The organism is Streptococcus oralis (assembly GCF_026782085.1).
Classification (GTDB): domain Bacteria; phylum Bacillota; class Bacilli; order Lactobacillales; family Streptococcaceae; genus Streptococcus; species Streptococcus oralis_DA.
Map to the genome: position 1 here is coordinate 79,549 of NZ_JAKUVW010000005.1, position 23,765 is coordinate 103,313.

The 23,765-nt window shown below is 37.8% G+C and carries 20 protein-coding genes and 2 pseudogenes; 11 read left to right on the forward strand and 11 right to left on the reverse strand.

Annotation, left to right across the window (positions count from 1 at the left end):
• The first annotated feature begins 624 nt into the window (after window positions 1-624).
• From MK395_RS08955 to MK395_RS08970, 4 genes are all read left to right on the forward strand, one after another.
• Window positions 625-1,044 (forward strand): DUF1492 domain-containing protein, encoded by a 420-nt coding sequence (locus tag MK395_RS08955; protein ID WP_268711709.1) that lies wholly within the window; start codon window positions 625-627, stop codon window positions 1,042-1,044.
• Window positions 1,034-1,372 (forward strand): ArpU family phage packaging/lysis transcriptional regulator, encoded by a 339-nt coding sequence (locus MK395_RS08960; RefSeq protein WP_268711710.1) that lies wholly within the window; start codon window positions 1,034-1,036, stop codon window positions 1,370-1,372. The genes MK395_RS08955 and MK395_RS08960 overlap by 11 nt, the downstream gene beginning before the upstream one ends.
• A gap of 70 nt (window positions 1,373-1,442) precedes the next feature.
• A complete protein-coding gene (locus MK395_RS08965) occupies window positions 1,443-1,628 on the forward strand; it encodes a hypothetical protein (RefSeq protein ID WP_268711711.1) in 186 nt (61 codons plus the stop codon).
• Window positions 1,629-1,630: 2 nt separating this feature from the next.
• On the forward strand, window positions 1,631-1,786 hold the full coding sequence (locus MK395_RS08970) for a hypothetical protein (RefSeq protein WP_268711712.1): 156 nt from the start codon (window positions 1,631-1,633) through the stop codon (window positions 1,784-1,786).
• Window positions 1,787-2,456: 670 nt separating this feature from the next.
• Here MK395_RS08970 and MK395_RS08975 read toward each other — a convergent pair.
• The 6 genes and pseudogenes from MK395_RS08975 to MK395_RS09000 form a co-directional block, all read right to left on the reverse strand.
• Entirely contained in the window at window positions 2,457-2,975 is a 519-nt protein-coding gene (locus MK395_RS08975; protein WP_268711713.1) for an HXXEE domain-containing protein, read from the reverse strand.
• A 409-nt stretch (window positions 2,976-3,384) separates the two neighbouring features.
• Window positions 3,385-4,038 (reverse strand): hypothetical protein, encoded by a 654-nt coding sequence (locus MK395_RS08980; RefSeq protein ID WP_084917370.1) that lies wholly within the window; start codon window positions 4,036-4,038, stop codon window positions 3,385-3,387.
• 2 nt (window positions 4,039-4,040) lie between these two features.
• Window positions 4,041-5,051 (reverse strand): hypothetical protein, encoded by a 1,011-nt coding sequence (locus MK395_RS08985; RefSeq protein WP_084917368.1) that lies wholly within the window; start codon window positions 5,049-5,051, stop codon window positions 4,041-4,043.
• Window positions 5,052-5,233: 182 nt separating this feature from the next.
• Window positions 5,234-5,659, reverse strand: a pseudogene (locus tag MK395_RS08990) (5-methylcytosine restriction system specificity protein McrC); the annotation flags it as partial.
• 244 nt (window positions 5,660-5,903) lie between these two features.
• Complete coding sequence (locus tag MK395_RS08995; protein WP_084917366.1) at window positions 5,904-9,347, reverse strand: helicase-related protein; 3,444 nt, start codon at window positions 9,345-9,347, stop codon at window positions 5,904-5,906.
• Complete coding sequence (locus MK395_RS09000) at window positions 9,344-12,799, reverse strand: Eco57I restriction-modification methylase domain-containing protein (RefSeq protein WP_268711714.1); 3,456 nt, start codon at window positions 12,797-12,799, stop codon at window positions 9,344-9,346. Before MK395_RS09000 ends, MK395_RS08995 begins: the two co-directional genes overlap by 4 nt.
• 130 nt (window positions 12,800-12,929) lie before the next feature.
• Here MK395_RS09000 and MK395_RS09005 point away from each other — a divergent pair.
• Window positions 12,930-14,207: pseudogene (locus MK395_RS09005) on the forward strand (IS3 family transposase).
• A gap of 71 nt (window positions 14,208-14,278) precedes the next feature.
• Here the strand turns inward: MK395_RS09005 and rpmG are convergent.
• The 4 genes from rpmG to MK395_RS09025 all read right to left on the reverse strand — a co-directional run bounded on the left by rpmG (window position 14,279) and on the right by MK395_RS09025 (window position 15,988).
• Entirely contained in the window at window positions 14,279-14,428 is a 150-nt protein-coding gene (gene rpmG / locus MK395_RS09010; protein ID WP_001265622.1) for a 50S ribosomal protein L33, read from the reverse strand.
• Between the two features lie 15 nt (window positions 14,429-14,443).
• On the reverse strand, window positions 14,444-14,626 hold the full coding sequence (gene rpmF, locus MK395_RS09015; RefSeq protein WP_000290417.1) for a 50S ribosomal protein L32: 183 nt from the start codon (window positions 14,624-14,626) through the stop codon (window positions 14,444-14,446).
• A 151-nt stretch (window positions 14,627-14,777) separates the two neighbouring features.
• Window positions 14,778-14,978 carry a type II toxin-antitoxin system antitoxin gene (locus MK395_RS09020; RefSeq protein ID WP_268711715.1) on the reverse strand — a complete coding sequence of 67 codons (201 nt, stop codon included), beginning with the start codon at window positions 14,976-14,978 and terminating at the stop codon, window positions 14,778-14,780.
• A 2-nt stretch (window positions 14,979-14,980) separates the two neighbouring features.
• Window positions 14,981-15,988 carry an SPFH domain-containing protein gene (locus MK395_RS09025; RefSeq protein ID WP_268711716.1) on the reverse strand — a complete coding sequence of 336 codons (1,008 nt, stop codon included), beginning with the start codon at window positions 15,986-15,988 and terminating at the stop codon, window positions 14,981-14,983.
• Window positions 15,989-16,171: 183 nt separating this feature from the next.
• Between MK395_RS09025 and ilvD the strand changes: the two genes are divergently transcribed.
• A complete protein-coding gene (gene ilvD, locus MK395_RS09030; protein WP_268711717.1) occupies window positions 16,172-17,875 on the forward strand; it encodes a dihydroxy-acid dehydratase in 1,704 nt (567 codons plus the stop codon).
• A 162-nt stretch (window positions 17,876-18,037) separates the two neighbouring features.
• Here ilvD and MK395_RS09035 read toward each other — a convergent pair whose 3' ends face one another.
• Entirely contained in the window at window positions 18,038-18,379 is a 342-nt protein-coding gene (locus MK395_RS09035; RefSeq protein ID WP_001204052.1) for a metal-sulfur cluster assembly factor, read from the reverse strand.
• Between the two features lie 167 nt (window positions 18,380-18,546).
• Between MK395_RS09035 and hisS the strand changes: the two genes are divergently transcribed.
• The 5 genes from hisS to MK395_RS09060 all read left to right on the forward strand — a co-directional run bounded on the left by hisS (window position 18,547) and on the right by MK395_RS09060 (window position 23,760).
• Window positions 18,547-19,827: a histidine--tRNA ligase gene (hisS, locus tag MK395_RS09040; protein ID WP_268711718.1), complete on the forward strand. Its 1,281-nt coding sequence runs from the start codon at window positions 18,547-18,549 to the stop codon at window positions 19,825-19,827.
• Window positions 19,828-20,048: 221 nt separating this feature from the next.
• A complete protein-coding gene (locus MK395_RS09045) occupies window positions 20,049-20,690 on the forward strand; it encodes a CPBP family intramembrane glutamic endopeptidase (protein WP_268711719.1) in 642 nt (213 codons plus the stop codon).
• A gap of 17 nt (window positions 20,691-20,707) precedes the next feature.
• Window positions 20,708-20,926 carry a hypothetical protein gene (locus tag MK395_RS09050; protein ID WP_000832176.1) on the forward strand — a complete coding sequence of 73 codons (219 nt, stop codon included), beginning with the start codon at window positions 20,708-20,710 and terminating at the stop codon, window positions 20,924-20,926.
• A gap of 151 nt (window positions 20,927-21,077) precedes the next feature.
• Window positions 21,078-22,841, forward strand: coding sequence for an aspartate--tRNA ligase (gene aspS, locus MK395_RS09055; protein ID WP_268711720.1), 1,764 nt, complete (start codon window positions 21,078-21,080; stop codon window positions 22,839-22,841).
• Entirely contained in the window at window positions 22,819-23,760 is a 942-nt protein-coding gene (locus MK395_RS09060) for a YitT family protein (protein ID WP_000806271.1), read from the forward strand. The genes aspS and MK395_RS09060 overlap by 23 nt, the downstream gene beginning before the upstream one ends.
• The last annotated feature ends 5 nt before the right edge of the window (window positions 23,761-23,765 follow it).

The following is a 23,765-nucleotide window of genomic DNA, read 5'->3' on the forward strand; positions in this document are numbered from 1 at the left end:
GATACTAAGCAGGTATGAAGACGAGATAGGAGGCAGAGATACCCCCTTTATTTTTAGACGGGGGTAGGTATTGTTCGGATATAAGAACGCTGCCCTCTTCTGTACGAAAAATTCCCTTTTTGAAATGTTGAAAGGTATTAGGGAATGTAGTGCTATCAGGAAGTTAGCTTGATTTTTTCACCTCTAAAGCTACCCATTAACTAAGTAGTTTAGGAGGCCTTAGATAATTTGTAGTAATGGAATAATTCTACCAAACGAACACCGTAAAGGTGCAATATGGAACGAGATAGCCGAGGGAGCTCTTTGGGTAGATTATAACGCTTGTCAGTACTTAATTTCAGTTTGTGGCTTACCTGAAGTTATGTTTAGCGAATCAGAGGAATAGTTAGGCTTTGGTTAGGTTTTGACAAGGTTTTGATTAGGTTTTACATTTTAAAATAGCAAGGCACAAGACCTTATTTTAGAGATAAAACACTAAGATTTCCTAAGATATAGATACTTTTAGAGACAAAGAACGTTAAGGGGGATATAATCGAACTCCTAGAAAAAGTAAAAAAGCCAGCACAGGGCTGACTCCTTTATAAATTATTCCTTAAAACTATTATACCATGAAGGAGTATCAACTTGACCATTAAAGAAATAGAGGAACAACTAAAAAGAGTAAAGAAAGGGAACGACCTTATCCAGCGACTGCAGCTAAAGTACCAGAGTTTAGAAAGTGGACTGCTTGCAGGAACTAACCAATATCAAACACGGGTTACTACAAGTAAAAATAATAACGCTGAAAATAAACTGCTTGAAACTTTGGAATTAAGAGATAAGATAGCGAAGCAAATACAAGCTATTACTAGCGAACGTATAGAAGTAATGGAGATGATAGATCAGTTAGATGAAATCGAAGAATGGTTAGTATTGACAATGTTATATGTGAATAACCTCCCTTTGGCTCAGATTTGTAGGGAGATGAAGATAAGCAAGGTTAACGTATATAGAATTAGAAAGCAAGCTTTAGACCACTTGGCAGGTATGGTAAATGCAGATTGATAAAAAAGAGACAGTCAAACAGGTATACAGATTTCTAAAAAGCTATCCATCGCTGGTAAAATTGAGTCTAGACGACCAAGATGGAGCGTTTAGAGCCAAAGCTGAAGAGTTGATAGGTGTGATTGAAGCCTTCAGGGACGATCTAGATGATGTACGACGTGAGATATTCACCAATCTCTTTACAAGACAAACAAAAGAGGTTTTAAAATTATGGCAGTTATACGAGAGACTAGAGATTGATAAATCTGAGTATGAACGTCTCAAGGCTGAGATGCTGCTAGACTTTGCTAAAAGCTATCGAGACGGTGTTTTGTTGATTGAATATTAGGATAGGAAAGTTTATAATTAAGTCATAGCGTAAGAGAAAATACTTAAAATTTTATGTGAAGCGTTTGAATTTGAATTTGGAAGGATTGATTGACATGATTGAGAAGTATGATTCTGATTGGCCAGAAGCTGAAGACGACAATCTGGATGAATTGTTAAAAAAAGCCAGCGAACGAAATAAAAACAAAACCGTTGAAGACTTGGATCACGAATGGGAAGAGTTCGCAAGAACACTTAAACTGGAGAGGATTGATTAGTTATGTCTTATACCTTGACTAAAGAAGAAGAGAAGTTTTGGCTTTCTCAACCTGATGAGATTACTATTCTTCCTATTGAGGAAATAGAAAAGAAATACGCAGGATTAAGTAACGAAGAACTATGGCAGAGTATCAAGGATACTATTGATAATCTTTAAAATTGAGAAAAATGTGATATAATCAAAACATAGAGGATAGAGGTTGAAAAGTATCCGCCTCCAACGCGCCACTTAGCTAGTGGGTCGAGAAATGCGGGCGACATTCGGCGGTCCCGCCTATCCTTCTGTATAGCCAAGCCCTTAGAAGCAAATCTGAGGGCTTTTGTGAGGTGCTAGAAGTTCCTACAATTATGTTTGAAGATGAAGGCAAAGAGTTACAGGTATAACATCATAAAGCACGCGCTTCATGGTATAATTTACCTATCAGCAATCAGAAATTAAAGTATGGAAAAGTATGTACATATTTCATCAGAAAACAAAAAAGCACGTTTGACCGTGCTAGTTTCTTGCCTGCTGAACTCATCGATTGGTAGAGCTGAAAAAGCTCTTTTTTGCTTAGTTTTTTGCTTAGATAGACAGAAAACTTAAGAATACAGAATAAAACTAAATTCCCTGTAAAACCTTATGTATCAATGGTTAGAGCTATCTAAAGAAGCCTAGCATTATCAACTTTCGGCAATACAACAAGATGCTTTAATTTTAAGATATATGATACAGAAAGCCTACAACAGTGGGCTTTTTGCTTTGTCTTAAAAAACTATAGAACACTTCTTAACTGTGAAGGAGGATAAAAAAATTCCCTGCAAAATGAAATTGCAAGGAACTTTTGTTAATGGTAATGGATGAGCCAGACGGAATATTTTTTCCCGAGCCAGAGAGCAAAGAGGAGATTGATGACGACGATGCCTGAGCCGACCAGTGAAAATAGGAAAAATTCGCTAGTCGAAACCTGCCACAAATGCACGATGTCGATAATCAAATAAGCACTGATAGGAAAACAAAGGATAGAAGTGATTAGAGCAGGGATATACTTGCGAAGAAAGATTGATTGTCCCATATGGAGCAAGAGATGAAGCGCAAAGGCTACAAATCCCCCTAACCAAACTAATTCGAGCGCTCTAGATTGAGTAACATATGCTAAGAAAGTGATGGATAAGACAAGGATGAATTCCTCAAAAACAGCGAGGGCAAATCCCTCTGTTGTAATTCCTTTGTGGATCTTGAGAATAGTTGGAGCCTTTTGGGCCAGCAAGGTTTCGTTGAAATGAATCCAAGGGACAAGACCGATAATTTCTTCCATATCGTGAAAGATAAAAAGTGGAGGAAACATCAAAAGATAAAACGCCATAAATCTCTCCTGAAAAGCTAAAGACTGCCAGCCAATAAAGCAAAAAACGCCCAGTAAGGCGTTTTAAGTTAGGTATGCTTATTTAATCTGTAAAAATAAAATAATACGCCTATAAAACTTATTATACCAGACTTTAAGACCATTTCTAAGAAAAAGGTAGTGAAAAAGGTAGAGATTGGAATATTATTAAAAATTTCAGTTAAATATAGTACGATATCGTTTTACCTATTACACACAGCTTCATCTTATTTCTTAGAAATCAGTTTAATACAAGATATTTCAAGATAAGTGAAAATCACTCCATAATTTATGAAAATCTAATTAATATTGATCAATAGAAGTGATTCCCTTTATTATTTTTCACACAATATCTCTAAAATAAATTCAAGCGAAATTATCTTAATCTTTTTTAATCTAGTTTTTCAATACCGAAATGTACTACACGTTTAAATTTCCCAACACTAATATTTAACGTATTCACCGTACTTCCTATTGTTTTTGAACTAACAGATTCTTTCTTTTTAGAATACTCCTCGCTGATACTTTTTGAAGTCATATAGACTTTATTTGAAACTCGATTCATATTATTAATTACTAAATTAACGGTTGATATAATAGCTAATAATACTTGAGAAAGATATATTACTCTCAAAACTTCTAATGTTGTATTAGATATTTTTACAATAAGCATTAATCTCATTATTGAAAAAAATAATACTACAAGCCACATCAACGACGGAAATAAATAATTTGTTAAATATTTATAGTAGGTTATTCCATTGTTTCTTAAATAAAATTTTGCAAAGTCATCAAGAGTATACACCTCCCTACCAAAGGTATACATTGATAGTACTAAGGCTAATGACGAGATAGCAAGAAAAATATACTGATTTGTCTGATAGATTTTTAAATCAACATCAATCACATGAATAGGCATACAAAACTTAATAGCAGTTATAATGCACAAAAAAATACCATAAGCTATCCAAAGTTCTTTTGGAAGTATATCATTTTTCGATAACCAAATAATTTTTAACGGATTTCTTTCTGGCTTTTGTAACATATTTAATACCTCTCAGTTTGTAATACAGAGTTTTCTTCATCAATAATATAACATCCATTTTTATTGACAGATCTTAAATAGCCCTGTTGTGCTTTTAAAATTAAGAACTTCCAAATTTTTCTCCATGTTACTCTATTATTTTTATCATCTGAAAACATCAATGTCATACGGCTTTCTTTAGTTTTAAAAAATTCATTAGGATCTACCATCAAATCTTCCAACTCATCTGCAGTACCGTTTGGATAAGTTGTCACAATTTCAATACTCCTGGTATTCTGCTGATCAATATTTAATACAATTTCTTCATATATGGGATTTATAGTAACTTTCCCAATCTCACCTAATTCGCCTGAACTATTGATTTTACGTTCAATTATACGATGTAAGGTAAGTGCCTCCTGTTGACTTCGAGCTCGGATACTTAATCTCTCTGACTGAAATTTATATACTACTTGCACAGCTTCTATAGGATTATTTTTATACTCTTCTAAAAACAAAGAAATCCTTTTGACTTTCCGAATATGATCTATACCTGTTCCAACTTTTGACATTATTACAAAATCGTATTCTGCTTCTAATATTCTATCAATTGTAGAACTGCTGTATTCCTTTTGAGACTGTTTCAACTCCTCAAAGATTTCTAATAATTTTTTTCGTAATTCAATTGCTTCCTGATGTTTATCCAAATATTCTTGACTATAATGAATTCCGTTTTTATTAGAATATTCTCTACTAATCCTAACATACTCCTTTGTTAACTCAGAAGTCAATTCTATTAAACGTTCATATTCCTCAGATTCTAAAATATCCTGATAGTTTCTAACAATCTGAAAGCCCATCCGATCGCTTCCTAATTGAATATTAGAGTCTGTCTGACTAAATATATCGTTACCAAATGAAAATGAAATAACATTAGGTAACAACTCATTTTTTAAAGTGTCAATTCTGCTTCCAGAATATTTTTCCAGCACATGAGGCTGAACATTTAATTTAAATAGATAGTCTTTTTCCATTATTCACCTTTCTTGATTAGTTTATAATCATTTGCTACATTGAGGCATCTAGTTAGATTTTTTCATTTGTTCAAATAATTTTTAAACGTCGAAATTGCTTATTCATCCACCACATAATAAATGAATAATTCAATCTTTTAAAAATTTGATAAAGATCTTTGTTCTCAAAATAACTGTAGATACTATATTTTTAACTGCTCTTCAAATTGAGATAATACAATCAAATCTAACTGCTTTTCTATTTCTTTAAACGGTAAATTCAAGTCCAATGTACGAACACTAATCTGATTTCAATGAAACTGATAAAGACTGTCGGGCTGAATTTGTTCATTAGTTTTTGCATACAATAGCATACCTGATACTAGACATTTATTATCTCCAAATTGATATTGACGGTTTTTTACATATGTAAAAATCTGATAAAGATTATTAGAATGAATAGTGTACTTATCGAAACGTACTTGTGTAGTACTTGAATAGTATTTAGCATCAATGATCAAGACGTTATTCTCTTTTTGAAGTTGAATATCAGTCTGCATAATTGGTAACATGTCACTAATACCTTCATCTAAAGCCCAAGGTATCTGGGAAGCATTCGGCTTTAACTGTGTAAGTTACTTTTTGTAATATTGCCATTATGTGAAAATATAAAATAAAAACAAGTAGAACTACTGTTCTTCGAATTTTGAACAATGAAAAACTTTATCCAAATTTGGATAGGGAGGAGGTGTATTGAAGGAGCAAAACCTAAAAATCGTAACTCTAGATTTCTCAATGTTAATTTTCCGAAAAATAAGTATTTTTCGGAAAATTAGTTATTAATACTAGAATTTTTCGTATCACTGTGCAGAACTATTCAACTACTATATTCCCAAACAAGATTTCAATTTCTGTTTTGTCAACACTTGCTTGACGATTAGACGACCTAACAACTTTTGAACCTATGGATGAATCTAAATTAGCAAAATCGAATATTTCAGCATAATCTTCGAATTCATGCCAGAATCGATTTACATCGGCATCAATCTCTTTAACATACTGATACAATTCACTCTCTTCATCAATCATGCGAATATAATAGGCAATCTTTCTAACATCTGTAGGTTTCAAACCAGCCTCTTCTATACGACTCAAAATGAGTGAAACAATTCCCTTATCTTTAACACTTTGGCTGATTTTCACTGCTGCACTTTCAGAAACTTTATTTTGCAAACTTTTATAGTTGGTCTCTGCTGTCTCAATTGCACAATTATATGTATCTACTAAAGATTGCTTATGACTATTGAGCTGTTCTTGAGCTTTCTCTATAAGAAACTGTGCTTTTTCCTGTGGTAAATCTGCTGTTGAAACAATTGTTTTTGAACTAGCTAACCTTAGATGTCTTTCTGCATTTATAATTTCTTCATTTTCTAGATTATTAAGATCAAAAATTCTATCAGATTTTGCTATTGGCGCTCCATTTACATCATTGAAGAACACTCTACCTACTAATATACTATGATCATTACTATTCCCTGAGAAGCTATATGTCTTGAAAACTGGATTATTTATCCGTGTTATCTTTGATATTTTCAGATCATAAAGTCTCTTATTTGCTTCTTTAAACTCTGACGAGTGTTTCTCAGATCTTAGCCCACTTTTGAATATTGTTTTTTCTACAGTTTCGTCCAACATATCTCTAATTGCTTCACCTTTTTTGCTCTTTACATCCTCAAGATAAGATGTATACTCAGGTAAAACCATGTCATCAAATTCTGTATCAGAGAGCACCCCAGCCATTTTTTTTCCAAGTCGTTCAGACATCTTGAGTTCCACATCAATAGCTTCGTATACTGGGAATGTGTATATATAAATTTCATTAACCTCAGTGTCTTGTCGCGGTCTATCAATGCGACCAATTCTCTGTTCTAATATCATCGGATTATATGGCAAGTCTAAATTCATAAGAACAATCGCATCTTGCAAGTTTTGGCCAGTGGAAATCGTATCTGTACCCACCAAAAGATTAATTTCTTGGACAGTACCGAAAATATCCTGACGATTTTTTGATAACGGAGAGAATCTATCTAGAATTTCCTTCTTCGTTTCTGGGTATCTTCCCACACGATTTTCATCATCATTTCCTGTTATCAATCCCATATTGTCATCGGATAGTTCAGCATCATTCAGCAATTTATCATAGTAATATCTTGCTGTATCAGAAAACTGTGAAATTAAGATAACTTTCCGACCACGTGAGAGCTCCAGAACAATCTTCTGTTTGACTTTATCAAATTTCTCATCGATAAATTCATAAGATGACCGTAATTCATTAATCAGGTTATTTAAAATCTCATCATCACTGATAGCGTCTGACTTCATTTTAGTGATCGTTACTTTCGCAAGTTTTGGTTTAATGTCGTCAATCTGTTTACTTATTTTTTCATAGTAGCGACGTTTTTTTATACTTGAATCAAATTGGTATTGAGAAAGAAGTGAAGCATCACTAAAATCATCAAAATCAATATCAGTCGTCAAGAGTCCAACATTTTTTGATAAATATTCATCTAAACCATATTTCCTTGATAAAAACATCTTGAATTCACTTGTTGGATTTGATGAATTTTCTACTATATCTAGCTGTTTAAGTAAAGTTGTGTTTTTATCTCTAATACCTTCCAGTGACTTCAAATATGATTGCCAACTTGAATCTGCTCGTTTTAGTAGCATTAATTTCAGGCGGTCACCACTCATATCATTTCTCTCTGGATTAATATATCGTATTGCATCCATATACGGGAAATTTAAATTTGAGATACGTTCAAAATTATCCGTAAAGATTTTGTTTTTTCTTGGTTCGTATGGTATTTCGACAGTTGGAAATTTACGATTGGCAAAATTGACGTTCTGACCACCATAAGTCTTACGGGTCCTTTGTAAGAATAAATCTTCCCAAAATTCGCTAAAGGCTACATCATCCGTAACAAGTTTATTAATAACTCGTTGATTGTTTCCAAATAGAAAATATTGTTGATAGCGTCTATTAGCTGGAATACTATCTATATCTAAGAAGAGGCTTCCTAAATTCAAAACATCTTTTCGGCTGTTATTCCAAGGAGTTGCCGTAAGCATAAGTCCTTTTATCTTTTTCCCAAGGTTTTGAGAATGTTTATCTACTAATTGTAAGTTTCTATAGGCTCTAGTTCCTCTATTCTTAAATCCTAAATGAGCCTCATCAACGATAATCAAATCAAAGAATTCAGCAATTTTTTCAAGATCTTTACCGGTTGATAAAGCTAACTTTTCTCTTGAGATATATTGAAAGTGTGAGTCTGAAATACCTAAGATTGCAAGTTCCTCTGTCCACTGAACCTTTAGCTTATTGTCAGCAATAATCAAGGTCTTTAAGTCTGGTTGCCTTTCTAGACTCAGCTTGACAATGCCAGCTGTTGTCCTTGTTTTCCCAAGTCCAACACCATCTGATAATACAGCAGTACTAAATGTATTCAGTTTATCCCAAATATCGATAATCCCTGTTTTTTGGTGAGGATAGAGAAATTCTGACCATTCAGTTTCCTCGTTAAACTCAGCATAAGGCTTACCAAATATCTGGGCAAAATCATAGTAGGTCTCCCATGTTGATTTATAGGGTTTACCTTTTTGCCAATTTGGAAATTTGCTTTTTACTATTTCTATCAATTCACTTGCGAAATTATCCACCTCATCCGACTCCCAAAGTTCTGAGAACCAATCATTCAAGGCAAAATAATTATCCTGTCCTAAGACATTTAATTCTGTATTTCCTATCAAACCATTTTTTGAAAAGTTTGAAGAACCTACAATAGCTTTCCCTTGGCTACTTTCAAAACTTCTTGAGAATAGGTATGATTTAGCATGGAAATAATTGGCGTCTCCTATGTAGACTTTAATCTCAATGCGCCCTTCACTAATCCATTGTCTCACTTGCTTTAAGAAATCTTCTTCGCTTAGAATACCATCCAAGTCTGCGCTCATTAGCTGCGGAAGCTCGGCTCTGTACTCTTGGCTTGTTTTCACATCCAGAACACTTACCGTTTCATGGTTAGTTTGATTTCCCATAATAATTTGTACACGACCATTTCGTTCATTCATAAATTGAAGAAATTCATCTTTAATCAGAATGAGGCCCGAAATGTAAAAATAGCCTACTCCAAGTCTCAAGGTCTGCGTGCCTGAATCTGAGATGAGATATTTGAACGTGTCAGTCATCGAGAGGTGTCTGTTATCAATTACCTTGCGTTGAAAAATTTCTGTTTCTAAATCCTTATTTTCTGTCATCTATTTATCCTATCGTAAACGGCGATAATCCGTTGTGTTTCTTCTTCTACAAATGCTTTATGATTAGCTGTCTCAAAAGTCTTCATCAAATCGATTATATCTTCTCGAGTTAGCTCAAAAGCAAGCATGACTCTGGCATTTAACTCTGCAATTAAGTCATCATGCGATAGTTCTTTGAAACCATCTCCTGTCACCAGGTTTTCTAGCTCTTCATATAGTGGTCCATTTTTAAGCAATAACTGCTTCACGATTTGTATAATCTCCTCCGAACATGAAACATCTGAAATAGTTGGGATTGGTAATTGTTTGAGGTATGTTTGATTAATATTAGTGTTAACCAATTTTTTTAATACAAAATCTAGTACATACGAATTTAACAATCCTAATGTAAATAGCTTTTCCTGAATTTTTGTTGGATCAACATCTTTTTCCATCAATAAATTATTTGCTGCTGTCGTATAACGAGGTAATAAAGTTGCTATTAACGAACGTTGATTAGTAGCACTAGCTATGGCTCGAATTCCAATCCTATAATTTTCATAATCAGCTCCCGTTTTTCGGAGGATATCTGATTCAGAAACACCTTCTGTCGGGACATCAACCAGCTTAAATTGATTCATCAATTTACCTTCATAGAGTGGGTAGTCAGCTTCTTCGATTGGCAAAAACAAAGCTGAATCATTAGTTTTATCAAAATCTCTTCTGAGTTTAATTACTTCAGTCTCTCTCAAAGGTGGGAATTTCAATTTAATTTTTTGATAGAGATTAAATTCCTTAATACTACGTGGCTCAAAGAGTGAATACTTTTCAGGTTCTGCTTCCTTAACCAGAGAAAAAGGATAGCCCATTTTTTCATTCTCTTGATTGAGTGCATCAAGGTTGAGTTTGTAGAAGAAAGCTTTAAATTCCTCTCTTTGTGATGGAGATTTCTTGATAGTTGTTACAGCGAATTTATATCGACCATCTACAGACGGAAAAATCTTTTGACGATTTTCAAAAGATAAGAATTCTTCCAAATCATAATTATCAAAAATCAAGTGGCGCAAACCCGTTGCTCCGAGATCAGTCATCAAATTATCAGGGACGATAAGTGAAAGGTGCTGGTCTGGTTTAAGCAATTGTAAAAAGCGTTCTACAGAAATTTTGTAAAGATTAATGTCACTGCCTGTTTTCTTTCCTTCAACAGTCCAAGATTGATTACTAAAATTATCCGTGTGGCGGAAATAAATGGAACCTTGCTCGATCCTATTAAGCTCCTCTTCCCATTTATCCTTAATACGTGGCATAGTTTCAAATAATTCACCCTGGCGTTTAGTTTTCTTTTTCGTACTTGATAAGGACAAGTATGTATCATCATATTGGGAGAAGAATTCGTCTGAATTTGGTTTCCATATTTCCCATGGTGGGTTGCCAATAACAACATCAAATCCCGAGTTTTCAATGAATTCACCATTTTCATCAAAAAAGATTTCGGGTAAATTAACTTCAATAGCTTCAATATGCAAGAAAGTACTTTCTGCTCTTAGTTTTTCAGGAAGATATTTCAACAGTTTAGATTGTAGTTCGGTCCTCTTTATTTCGTATTTTTCAGATCCTTCTACTTTAAGTTTCCGTAATTCCTTCAACTCTGGTCTGTAGTTAGCATATATTTCTTTTCGTCTAAAATAGGGAACTGTATTAATTAATGAGTTTTGATGGATTAAATTTCTTCCAATTAAAGATGGGAGTTTCATTTCCTTTGGACGATGTTCAATTGAGGACAAGGTCAAAGTTAAACTTGAAATGATAATTGCCTTATAATCGATATCTACACCGTATATCATATGTTCAAGAATATACTTTTCCCACTGATAAATGGCCTCGTCATCCTCTCTGAAATAAGGAAACTGCTCTTCAATTTCTTGTGGTAAATTAAGTGTTGACATCAGAGGTTGTTTTCTCGTTAGTAGCTGAAAAGCTCCACGTAGAAAAGATCCTCCTCCCGAAGACAAGTCCGCAATTTTCATATCAAGCAAGTATTCAACACTTGCTTGAATATCAGAAAGTTCACCAGATTTTATTGCCTCTTTTAATCCTAAAAATCGTTTTTCAAACTCAACTTCAACAGTTTGCTTTACCATATAGTTTACAAATCGTTCATCAGTATAGTATGCACCCTTATTTTTTTGCTCAACACTATCCTCTCCATAGAATACGACAGGAGTATTATTGTCTTCAATCCTGATTTGAACGTTTTGACTCATTGAGTTTTCATATTGTTTCTCAATTGCATTTGGGGGTAAATCCTCATAACGGAAGGAATACTCCTGGGCGCTTGTATCTAGCCATAGTTTTGTCCAGAAGTCAGTGTAATCTTGCGCTAAAAGAATTTCTAAACGATCTGCAACTTGACCAACACTGCCTGCAAACAAGTCACCATCGTAAACTGTTCTAAATTGCTCAGTAGCCTTTCGGCTAATTTCACTAATCTGTTCCTTGCTATTTTCTTCTAAACTTAAACTTGATGTCTCACGCTGCTCATCGTCATCAAAAATATCAAATAAACTAATTTCGTTTTGATTTTTAATTGGAGTCTTTTTACGGTTTAGTTTTTTAAATGTATCTTCATCTCCAATACGGATAGTTGCCTCTGCTTCTGCAATTTTTTTCAAAGCATCATCAAGAGTACCGTTTCCAACTCCTAGTGCTATATCATTGACATTAAAGGCATCAGAACCGTAATAACCTTCTAAAAACCTCCTCATCAATTGTCTAAGGATAATCGTGTCAACTACATTTGACAGAACTGCTGTGTAGGTATCATCTTCAACCAAGTTGATTAAATCACCTTGTTCCAGGTAAAACTGGGCTTTAAAACCAACCAACTCCTTCAACTCTTGTTTTAAAGGACTTGCAGTTATTAGTTCCGAAAGTTTTTTTCGGTAATACGAGACAACCATTAGAAAGTGACTAGAAAGCTGCTGAGTGAATACACCGTCGGGAATTCTTATATCTTCTCCAAAACCAAAATTATCCTCTTCAATCTGAATATTTTCGTTTTTCAACAAGTTAAAATTTGAGAAATAGAATGACTTTTCAGCTGTTTCTAAATTAATGTCAAGTCGGACATCTCTATTCCCACTATGGGTTGGGAAAATAACTATCCGATTTTCTCCGATAAATCCAACTAATTGAGTATCAAAATCAACTGTATAGCTATCTCTTAATTTTTCAACCTGTTTGTATAGACGTCTAACTTCGATTGTTTTCGAAGAGGAATTCAAATCTTCTTGAAACTTGATAGCCATCACACCTTTAGATTTATCCTCTAGTTTATCAGTAAAGAGAATCTTCCACTCACCCGAGTTTTCTATTGGATTCTCACCTAGACTGTATCCTAAATAAGTTGCCACAAGTTCAAATGATTGTATATCATTTTTTAAATTTTCTATTAGCTCTTTTAATGACTGCATAGAACCTACATCCTCTAAATTTTACTTCTATTATACCGTATTTTAAGACTAAAAAATACGAAAAACGCTAATATTTGAACTGTACCCCAAAAGTTAGATAGAAAAATCTAACTTTTGGGGTGTTTTTTAAATGAAATTAACATATGAGGACAAAGTTCAAATCTATGAACTTAGAAAACAAGGATATAGCTTAGAGAAGCTTTCAAATAAATTTGGGATAAACAATTCTAATCTTAGGTACATGATTAAATTGATTGATCGTTACGGAATAGAGTTCGTCAAAAAGAGAAGAATCGTCACTATTTCCCTGAATTAAAACAAGAAATGATTGAGAAAGTCTTGCTGGAAGGTTGTTCGCAAAGAAGTGTTAGTCTTGATTATGCCCTCTCCAACCAAGGAATGATTTCAAATTGGCTGGCGCAATACAAGAAAAACGGGTATACTATTGTTGAGAAAACAAGAGGGAGACCAGCTAAAATGGGACGTAAACGAAAGAGAACTTGGGAAGAATGACAGAATTAGAACGACTTCAGGAGGAGAATGAACGTCTACGTACCGAGGTGGCCTACCTAAAAAAGTTAAAAGAGTTAGAGGAAAGGGACGAAGCTATAGAGCGAGAAAGGCAGAGACAGTTAGAGAAATGGTTTCAGGAGGATTTCGACTAGATTTATTTCTTGAAACAGCACGTTTAGCTCGCTCAACTTACTATTATCAGTTGAAACAACTGGATGGGCTTGATAAAGATAAAGAGCTTAAAACCGAAATTCAGGCCATTTATAATGACCATAAAGGAAATTCTGGCTATCGTAGAGTTACTCTCGAACTCAGAAATCGCGGTTTTACAGTGAATCATAAGAAAGTTCAACGTCTGATGACGGTCCGTGGTTTAACGGCTCGAATTCGTCGGAAACGAAAGTATTCTTCCTACCAAGGAGAGATTGGCAAGAAGGCAGAGAATCTCATTCAACGCCAGTTTGAAGGGTCGAAACCGATGGAAAAGTGCTATACGGATGTGACAGAGTTTACCATTCCAACTACTTCGCCCAACTTAGAACAAGTGAAAGTCATGCTGGAGCAGGCATTTACAGAGAAATACTATGAGAATACGATTCTCCACAGTGATCAAGACTGGCAATACCAACACGATTCTTATCACAGGTTTTTAGAGAGTAAGGGAATTCAGCCATCTATGTCACGCAAGGGCAACAGCCCAGACAATGGCATGATGGAGTCCTTCTTTGGTATTTTGAAATCGGAAATGTTTTATTGTTATGAGAAGTCGTTTCAGTCGCTTGAAGATTTGGAAAAAGCCATTGTAAACTACATCGATTACTACAACAATAAACGAATTAAGGTAAAACTAAAAGGACTTAGTCCCGTGCAATACAGAACTAAATCCTTTGGATAAATTATTTGTCTAACTTTTTGGGGTCAGTACAAAATCAGCGTCTTTCTTATGTATTGATTCGTATTGAATGCTTACTTCACTTCGGTAAACACAACGTGTTTGCGAAGTTTTGGTGAGTATTTCTTCAATTGAAGACGGTCTGGAGTGTTACGTTTGTTTTTAGAAGTAAGGTACAAGCGTTCACCAGATTCTTTGTGTTCAAGTGTAATATTTACGCGCATGGTATCTCCCTTCTATTATTCAGCTGATGCAGCTTTAGCGATCTTACGTCCTTTGTAGTATCCTTTAAGTGATACGCGGTGAGAACGTGAGTAATCTCCAGTAGTTTCGTCAAAGTTTACAGATGGAGCTGTTACTTTGTAGTGTGTACGACGTTTGTTTTTCTTCGCTTTTGAAGTGCGACGTGCAGGTACTGCCATTTTGATTTCTCCTTTAGGTATTTAAATTCGATTCAATCTACTGATTTTCATCAACCATATTAGAATAACACATTTTTTTTGTAAAGTAAAGTTACTTGACAAAAAAAGATGAAAAAATTCTCCCGTCTGACCCAGCAGACAGGAGAAGGTGTTAAATATCAATCTCGAATGGTTCGTCAATGATTTCTGAGACGTATTTTCCGTCTTTCTTCCGTTGCTTGACACACTCTGTGAGGAGATATTCGATTTGCCCATTGACTGAACGAAAGTCGTCTTCTGCCCATGATGCGAGTGCAGCGTATAACTTTGTTGAGAGTCGAAGGGGGATCTGCTTTTTTTTAGCGTCAGCCATCTTTAGTAAAGACTTCCTGTGTTGACAATTGGTTGTGCATCATGATTGCCACAGAGAACGACTAGGAGATTTGAAACCATGGCAGCTTTTCGTTCTTCGTCAAGTTCTACCAACTCTCCTTCATTGAGACGTTCTAGTGCCATTTCAACCATACCCACAGCGCCGTCTACAATCATCTTACGGGCATCAATAATGGCAGATGCTTGTTGGCGTTGAAGCATAACAGCTGCAATTTCTGGTGCATAAGCTAGGTAAGTAATACGTGCTTCAAGGATTTCCAAACCAGCGTCCTCTACGCGACTTTGGATTTCTTCACGAATACGTTTAGCTACAATCTCACTAGAACCGCGGAGGCTTCCTTCATCGGCTTGTCCATCACCTGTAGTGTCCACATTAGGAGACACATCGTAAGGATAAATGCGGACAATATTACGAAGGGCGCTATCACACTGCAAAGAGAGATATTCCTTGTAGTTGTCAACGTTGAAGACAGCCTTAGCGGTATCGACAACTCTCCAAGTTACCGCAATTCCAATTTCAACAGGGTTACCTAAGCAATCGTTAATCTTTTGACGGGAATTGCTCAAAGTCATAACTTTTAGAGAAATCTGTTTCTTGCCAATTTCAAGGTTTACATCATTGCCATTTGATGATTTCATTCCTGAAAAAGGAGATTTTGTGCTAACATCACCACTTTGACCAAGTCGAGTGTGGTTTGCAGGGTTGACTGCTATGCTAAAAGGATTGACAAAGTAAAAACCAGGTTCTTTGATGGTACCTGTATAGTTACCAAAGAGTGTCAGAACCAGAGCTTCCTGAGGTTTGACAACTTTTAAACCAGCATGTGCTAAAGCTGCAAAGACAATAGAGAGAAGACCGATAATAATTCCAAAAATATTTTCCGAACCAGCACCCATTATAAATATAAAGACACCAAGTACGAGTGCCAACTCAATGAGTATCAATGCTACTACACCATTTGGTTTTGAATTGATTAGTTTTTCAGTCATCAGAATGACCTCCCGTTTTTGATATCTAAATGATATCACTTTAATTTATAAAGTCAAGAAATAAATGCAAAATTTTTAAAGAAAATATTACTGTATAGAATTTTCTGAAAATTCAAGAATTTTCTTCTGTTCATTGCCTTTAAAATGTGCTATAATAGTAAAAACTGAAACGGGAGGGAACAAATGACTGAATTAGATAAACGTCACCGCAGTAGCATTTATGACAGCATGGTTAAATCACCAAACCGTGCCATGCTTCGTGCCACTGGTATGACAGATAAGGACTTTGAAACACCGATTGTGGGAGTGATTTCGACTTGGGCGGAAAATACACCATGTAACATTCACTTGCATGATTTTGGGAAGTTGGCTAAAGAAGGTGTCAAATCAGCAGGTGCTTGGCCTGTTCAGTTTGGGACTATCACGGTAGCGGACGGGATTGCCATGGGAACGCCTGGTATGCGTTTCTCTTTGACATCTCGTGATATCATTGCGGACTCCATCGAGGCGGCTATGGGTGGTCACAACGTGGATGCCTTCGTTGCTATCGGTGGCTGTGACAAGAACATGCCTGGTTCTATGATTGCCATTGCCAACATGGACATTCCAGCTATTTTCGCCTATGGAGGAACTATTGCACCGGGAAATCTTGATGGAAAAGACATCGATTTGGTTTCTGTCTTTGAGGGAATCGGAAAATGGAACCACGGTGATATGACAGCTGAGGACGTGAAGCGTCTCGAATGTAATGCCTGCCCGGGCCCTGGTGGCTGTGGTGGTATGTATACAGCTAATACCATGGCGACTGCTATTGAAGTTCTAGGTATGAGTTTGCCAGGATCTTCATCTCACCCAGCTGAATCAGCTGACAAGAAAGAAGATATCGAAGCAGCAGGACGTGCTGTTGTCAAGATGCTGGAGCTTGGTCTCAAACCCTCAGATATCTTGACTCGTGAAGCCTTTGAAGATGCCATTACAGTAACCATGGCTCTCGGTGGTTCTACAAATGCCACTCTTCACTTGCTTGCTATTGCCCATGCTGCCAATGTTGATTTGTCACTTGAAGACTTCAATACGATCCAAGAGCGTGTGCCTCACTTGGCCGACTTGAAACCATCTGGTCAGTATGTCTTCCAAGACCTCTACGAAGTCGGTGGGGTTCCAGCGGTTATGAAATATCTCTTGGCGAATGGCTTCCTTCACGGAGACCGTATCACATGTACTGGTAAGACAGTTGCTGAGAACTTGGCTGACTTTGCAGATCTTACACCAGGTCAAAAAGTCATCATGCCACTTGAAAATCCAAAACGTGCAGATGGTCCGCTTATCATCTTGAACGGGAACCTTGCCCCTGACGGTGCGGTTGCTAAAGTATCAGGTGTGAAAGTGCGTCGCCACGTTGGACCAGCTAAGGTCTTTGACTCAGAAGAAGATGCTATCCAGGCTGTTCTGACAGATGAAATCGTTGATGGCGATGTAGTCGTTGTTCGTTTCGTGGGACCTAAGGGTGGTCCTGGTATGCCTGAGATGCTGTCCCTTTCTTCAATGATCGTTGGTAAAGGTCAAGGAGACAAGGTTGCCCTCTTGACGGATGGTCGTTTCTCTGGTGGTACTTATGGTCTTGTTGTCGGACATATTGCTCCTGAAGCTCAGGATGGTGGACCAATTGCCTACCTCCGTACAGGTGATATCGTTACGGTTGACCAAGATACCAAAGAAATTTCCATGACCGTATCCGAAGAAGAACTTGAAAAACGCAAGGCAGAAACAACCTTGCCACCACTTTACAGTCGTGGTGTCCTTGGTAAATATGCTCACATCGTATCATCCGCTTCTCGTGGAGCCGTGACAGACTTCTGGAATATGGACAAGTCAGGTAAAAAATAAACTCAAAAAGCAAGCCAACTTCGGCTTGCTTCTTTTCATCTTCAAAAGTGATTGGTCTGCTCATACTCAATAAAAATCAAAGAGCAAACTAGAAAGCTAGGCGCAGGTTGCTCAAAGCACAGCTTTGAGGTTGGAGATAAAGCTGAAGTAGTTTGAAGAGTATTAACGAGGTGGCAGTCCAAGGGCAATGCGTCCGTAGCGACTGATTCGAGTGATCTTCCATGCAGGAGACCAGGTGACTTCAACCTTGACATCTTCGATACCCTCGATTTGTTTTAGACCTGCGACGATTTCGATAGGCAGGCTTTCGGCGCAATCACAGGCAGTATCGGTGAAGGTCATGACAATCTTACAGAGACCTGTTTCATCCAGATTAATTTCATAAATCAAGCCCAGATTGTAAACATCCAATTCCACATCTGTATCAAAAACCTTCTCTAGTTTTTCGATAATTTGGTCTTGTAAGGCCAAAGCGCGGTCATTGATTTTGATATCGTCTCTCATAACAGTCCCTCCACGTGATAAATATCCTCTATTTTCTCATAATTCTGACAATTTGGCAAGTTTTTGATGAATTTTCTGAAAAGACTCTATTGAGATTTTCTCCTCTCACTGTTTTAATCCCTCTATTTATGGTAAAATAAGACTATTAAGTTTAAAGAGGATTCCCTATGAAATTACAAAAACCAAAAGGAACGCAGGATATTTTACCTGCTGAGTCTGCCAAGTGGCAGTATGTTGAGGGCTTTGCCCGTGAAATTTTCAAGCGCTATAACTATGCGGAAGTGCGCACGCCTATTTTTGAGCACTATGAGGTTATCAGCCGTTCTGTCGGAGATACGACCGATATCGTAACCAAGGAAATGTATGATTTCTATGACAAGGGTGATCGTCATATCACCCTTCGTCCAGAAGGAACTGCGCCCGTTGTTCGTTCCTATGTGGAAAATAAACTCTTCGCTCCAGAAGTGCAAAAGCCAAGTAAGTTCTACTACATGGGCCCTATGTTCCGTTATGAGCGTCCACAGGCAGGTCGTTTGCGCCAGTTCCACCAGATTGGTGTCGAGTGCTTTGGCTCTAGCAATCCAGCTACCGATGTGGAAACCATCGCTATGGCAGCTCATTTCTTGAAAGAGATCGGCATCCAAGGTGTCAAACTACACCTCAACACTCTTGGGAATCCTGAGAGTCGTGCGGCTTACCGTCAAGCCTTGATAGACTATTTGACACCGCTCAAGGAGACCTTGTCGAAGGATAGCCAACGTCGTTTGGAGGAAAATCCTCTCCGTGTCTTGGACTCTAAGGAAAAAGAAGACAAGGTGGCAGTGGAGAATGCACCTTCTATCTTGGACTTCCTTGATGAAGAAAGCCAAGCTCATTTTGATGCCGTCCGTCAGATGTTGGAAAATCTGGGTGTAGACTATATCATCGATACCAATATGGTACGTGGTCTGGACTACTACAACCACACCATTTTCGAGTTTATCACTGAGATCGAGGGCAATAACTTGACGGTCTGTGCGGGTGGTCGCTACGATGGTTTGGTTGCCTACTTTGGTGGCCCTGAAACTGCAGGCTTTGGCTTTGGACTTGGTGTAGAGCGCCTGCTTCTCATTCTTGAAAAGCAAGGTGTGGCCCTCCCTATCGAAAATGCCCTAGATGTCTATATCGCAGTCTTGGGTGAAGGAGCAAATGTTAAGGCTTTGGAATTGGTACAAGCCCTTCGCCAACAAGGATTCAAAGCAGAACGTGACTACCTCAACCGGAAGCTTAAAGCTCAGTTCAAGTCAGCCGATGTCTTTGCGGCTAAGACTCTCATCACGCTAGGAGAGAGCGAAGTCGAAAGCGGACAAGTGACGGTTAAAAACAATCAAACACGAGAAGAAGCGCAAGTGTCCCTTGAGACCATTAGCCAAAACTTTTCAGAAATATTTGAAAAATTAGGCTTTTAATAGTAGAAAAACTGGTCAGGACCTTACTCCTGACTCTCTTTTTCCTAGGATCAACATTGCTCTTGCTTGCTCCAAAATATCTTTATAAAATCATTACTACCGTTTCTATTTTTGCAAGAGGAATTCGCTTATTATCCCTTTTAGTTGCGACTGTATTCCACATTTTTATCAAAATGATGCGAATAACAATGCTAAGTCTTCATTTCAAATAGGAGTCTTTTATGAAACTACTTAAAAATCTTGGCTGGTTTCTTCTAGCTGTTCTATCCTTTTTCTTTGGCTATGGTCTGGTTCAGAGTATGGCTTTATCAGCGCTTGACCTAGGGGCTTCAATCTTTGGAGTCTTGCCACTTTATGTTGTCCTGTCAGGGGCCTATGTTTATGGAGTTTACAGATGGTATCAGACAGAAAAGGTTAGCATCCAGACGACGGTTTTTAATAGTTATATTTGGTTGCCAACTCTGGTTTTGCTAGTGGCGATTACAGCCCAGTTCTTTTTGCCAGATGATCCGTCGGTCAATCAACAAATCGTATCACAACTGACAGTTGCTCAGCCTGTCTTTGGTTTCTTTATGGTAGTGGTCTTTGCTCCTCTGACGGAAGAACTCATCTTTAGAGGGATGCTAGCGCGCTATCTCTTTCCTAAGCAAAATAACAGCAAACAGACAGCTTTATTTCTCCTCGTATCGAGTGTGCTCTTTGCCTTGATTCATTTTCCAGGGACTTTGCAACAGTTTTTAGTCTATGCTAGTCTGGGATTGAGTTTGGGTTTGGCTTATGTAAGCCGAAAAGGTCTTCTTTATAGCATTTCTTTACACGCTTTGAATAATTTAATCGGCTTTTTGATGATACTCATGCTATAATAGAGTCAGGAGGTCACATGAAACGAGTAATTTTATTAGCAGTGATACAGGCGGTCGTTCTCTTCTTTATCATCGGGGCACTTGCCTATGCCTTTAAAGGCGATTTCTTTTACAACTATCTAGCAGTTGTCTTTGCGCCTATTGCAGGTGTCTTGCGTTTTGCTTCGGCTTATGCGACGGAGATTGTTCTACCTAAAAAGGCAGCTGAGATTGCTGAAAAGCGTAAAAAAGGTTAATAATCATAATCAGAGAATCCGATGACGTTTTCATCGGATTTTTAGTCTGTTCGTTTTGATTTCTAAAGACAATCAAACTTTTCTGCTGATTTTCATGAAGAGCCTGCGCTTTTATGGTAAAATAGTAACAGAATAAAAGAGGAGAGAAACAATGAAACGTAGTATGTATGCTGGTCGTGTTCGTGAGGAACATATCGGACAAGAAATCACCTTGAAAGGCTGGGTTGGTCGTCGTCGTGACCTTGGTGGTTTGATCTTTATCGACCTTCGTGACCGTGAAGGAATCATGCAGTTGGTTATCAACCCTGAAAAAGTATCTGCAGAGGTCATGGCAACAGCCGAAAGTCTTCGTAGCGAATTTGTCATTGAGGTGACTGGACAAGTCGCTGCGCGTGAGCAAGCCAATGATAAATTGCCGACTGGTGCGGTTGAGTTAAACGTGACAGCTTTGACAGTGCTTAATACAGCCAAAACAACACCTTTTGAGATTAAGGATGGCATTGAGGCCAATGACGATACACGTTTGCGTTACCGTTACCTTGACCTTCGTCGTCCAGAGATGTTGGAAAATCTCAAGCTTCGTGCCAAGGTGACCCACTCTATCCGTAATTACTTGGATGAGTTGGAGTTTATCGATGTGGAGACGCCATTCCTTTCTAAGTCAACACCAGAAGGGGCGCGTGACTATTTGGTTCCATCTCGTGTCAATAAAGGGCATTTTTACGCTCTTCCTCAAAGTCCACAGATCACCAAACAGCTCTTGATGAATGCTGGATTTGACCGTTACTACCAAATCGTCAAATGTTTCCGTGACGAAGACCTGCGTGGTGACCGTCAGCCTGAATTTACCCAGGTCGACTTGGAAACTTCCTTCCTTACTGAGCAAGAAATCCAAGATATTACAGAAGGTTTGATTGCGCGCGTGATGAAAGAAACTAAAGGCATCGAAGTAACGCTGCCATTCCCGCGTATGAAATACGATGATGCTATGGCTCTTTACGGTTCTGATAAGCCAGATACCCGTTTTGACATGTTGCTTCAGGACTTGACAGAAGTGGTAAAAGGTGTTGATTTTAAAGTCTTCTCAGAAGCACCTGCTGTTAAAGCCATTGTAGTCAAAGGAGCTGCGGACAACTACTCACGTAAAGACATCGACAAGATGACCGAAGTAGCCAAACAGTACGGTGCCAAAGGTCTTGCTTGGGTCAAGGTAGTTGATGGAGAATTAAATGGACCGGTTGCCAAGTTTTTGACGGGTATCCAAGGAGAATTGACTGCAGCACTTGGTCTTGAAGATAAGGATTTGGTTCTCTTTGTGGCGGATACGCTTGAAGTGGCCAATGCAACACTAGGCGCCCTTCGTGGACGTATTGCCAAAGAGCTTGGCTTGATTAATAACGATAAGTTCAACTTCCTTTGGGTGATTGATTGGCCAATGTTTGAATGGTCTGAAGAAGAAGACCGCTACATGAGCGCCCACCATCCATTTACCCTTCCACAGGAAGAAACAGCTCACGAATTAGAAGGTGATTTGGCTAAAGTTCGTGCCATTGCTTACGATATCGTCTTGAACGGTTACGAACTTGGTGGTGGTAGCCTTCGTATCAACCAAAAAGACCTTCAAGAACGCATGTTCAAGGCTCTTGGTTTCTCAGCCGAAGAAGCAAATGACCAGTTTGGTTTTCTTCTTGAGGCTATGGACTATGGTTTCCCACCACACGGTGGTTTGGCGATCGGTCTTGACCGTTTTGTGATGCTCTTAGCAGGAGAAGAAAATATCCGTGAAGTCATTGCCTTTCCTAAGAACAATAAGGCAACCGATCCAATGACACAAGCTCCATCAACAGTCGCTCTCAAACAACTAGAGGAACTCAGCTTACAAGTAGAAGAAGATGAAACAAGCAAAACAAATTAAGCGGTGGCGCTATTATCTGCGCCGCTTTGCTTATCAGATAAAAATCTTACGAGTTTTACAAAGTATCTCTCGGGAAAAATATGATGAGAAAGTCTCGGCTTCTCTGGTTTATGGCTTTTTGTCAGCAGTAGCAGTCAATTTCTTTTTTCAACCAGGACACGTTTACTCCAGTGGTGCGACGGGTTTGGCACAGATTATCTCTGCTTTGAGTAATCACTGGTTTGGTTTTTATATTCCGATATCGCTGACCTTTTATGCCATCAATTTTCCGTTGATGATTTTGGCTTGGTATCAGATTGGGCATAAGTTTACAATCTTTACCTTTATCACAGTATCCATGAGTTCCCTCTTTATCCAGCTTGTGCCAGTTGTGACCTTGACAGAGGATCCCATCATCAATGCTCTTTTTGGGGGTGTTGTCATGGGCTTGGGGATTGGTTTTGCGCTCCGTAACAATATTTCTAGCGGAGGTACAGATATCGTCAGTCTCACCATTCGAAAGAAAACGGGTAAGAATGTCGGCAGTATTTCTTTCTTGGTAAATGGAACCATCATGCTGATAGCAGGTCTGACCTTTGGTTGGAAATATGCCCTTTACTCCATGATTACCATCTTTGTCTCCAGTCGTGTGACAGACGCGGTCTTTACCAAGCAGAAACGCATGCAGGCCATGATTGTGACCAATAATCCTGACAAGGTAATCGCAAAAATCCATAAAAAATTGCACCGTGGAGCAACCATGATCCACGATGCAGAAGGAACCTATAATCATGAGAGAAAAGCAGTCTTGATCACTGTTATCACGCGAGCAGAGTTTAATGATTTTAAACACATCATGAAACAGGTCGATCCAACAGCCTTTGTCTCTGTATCCGAAAATGTCCACATCCTAGGACGATTCGTAGAAACAGACAATTAATAATA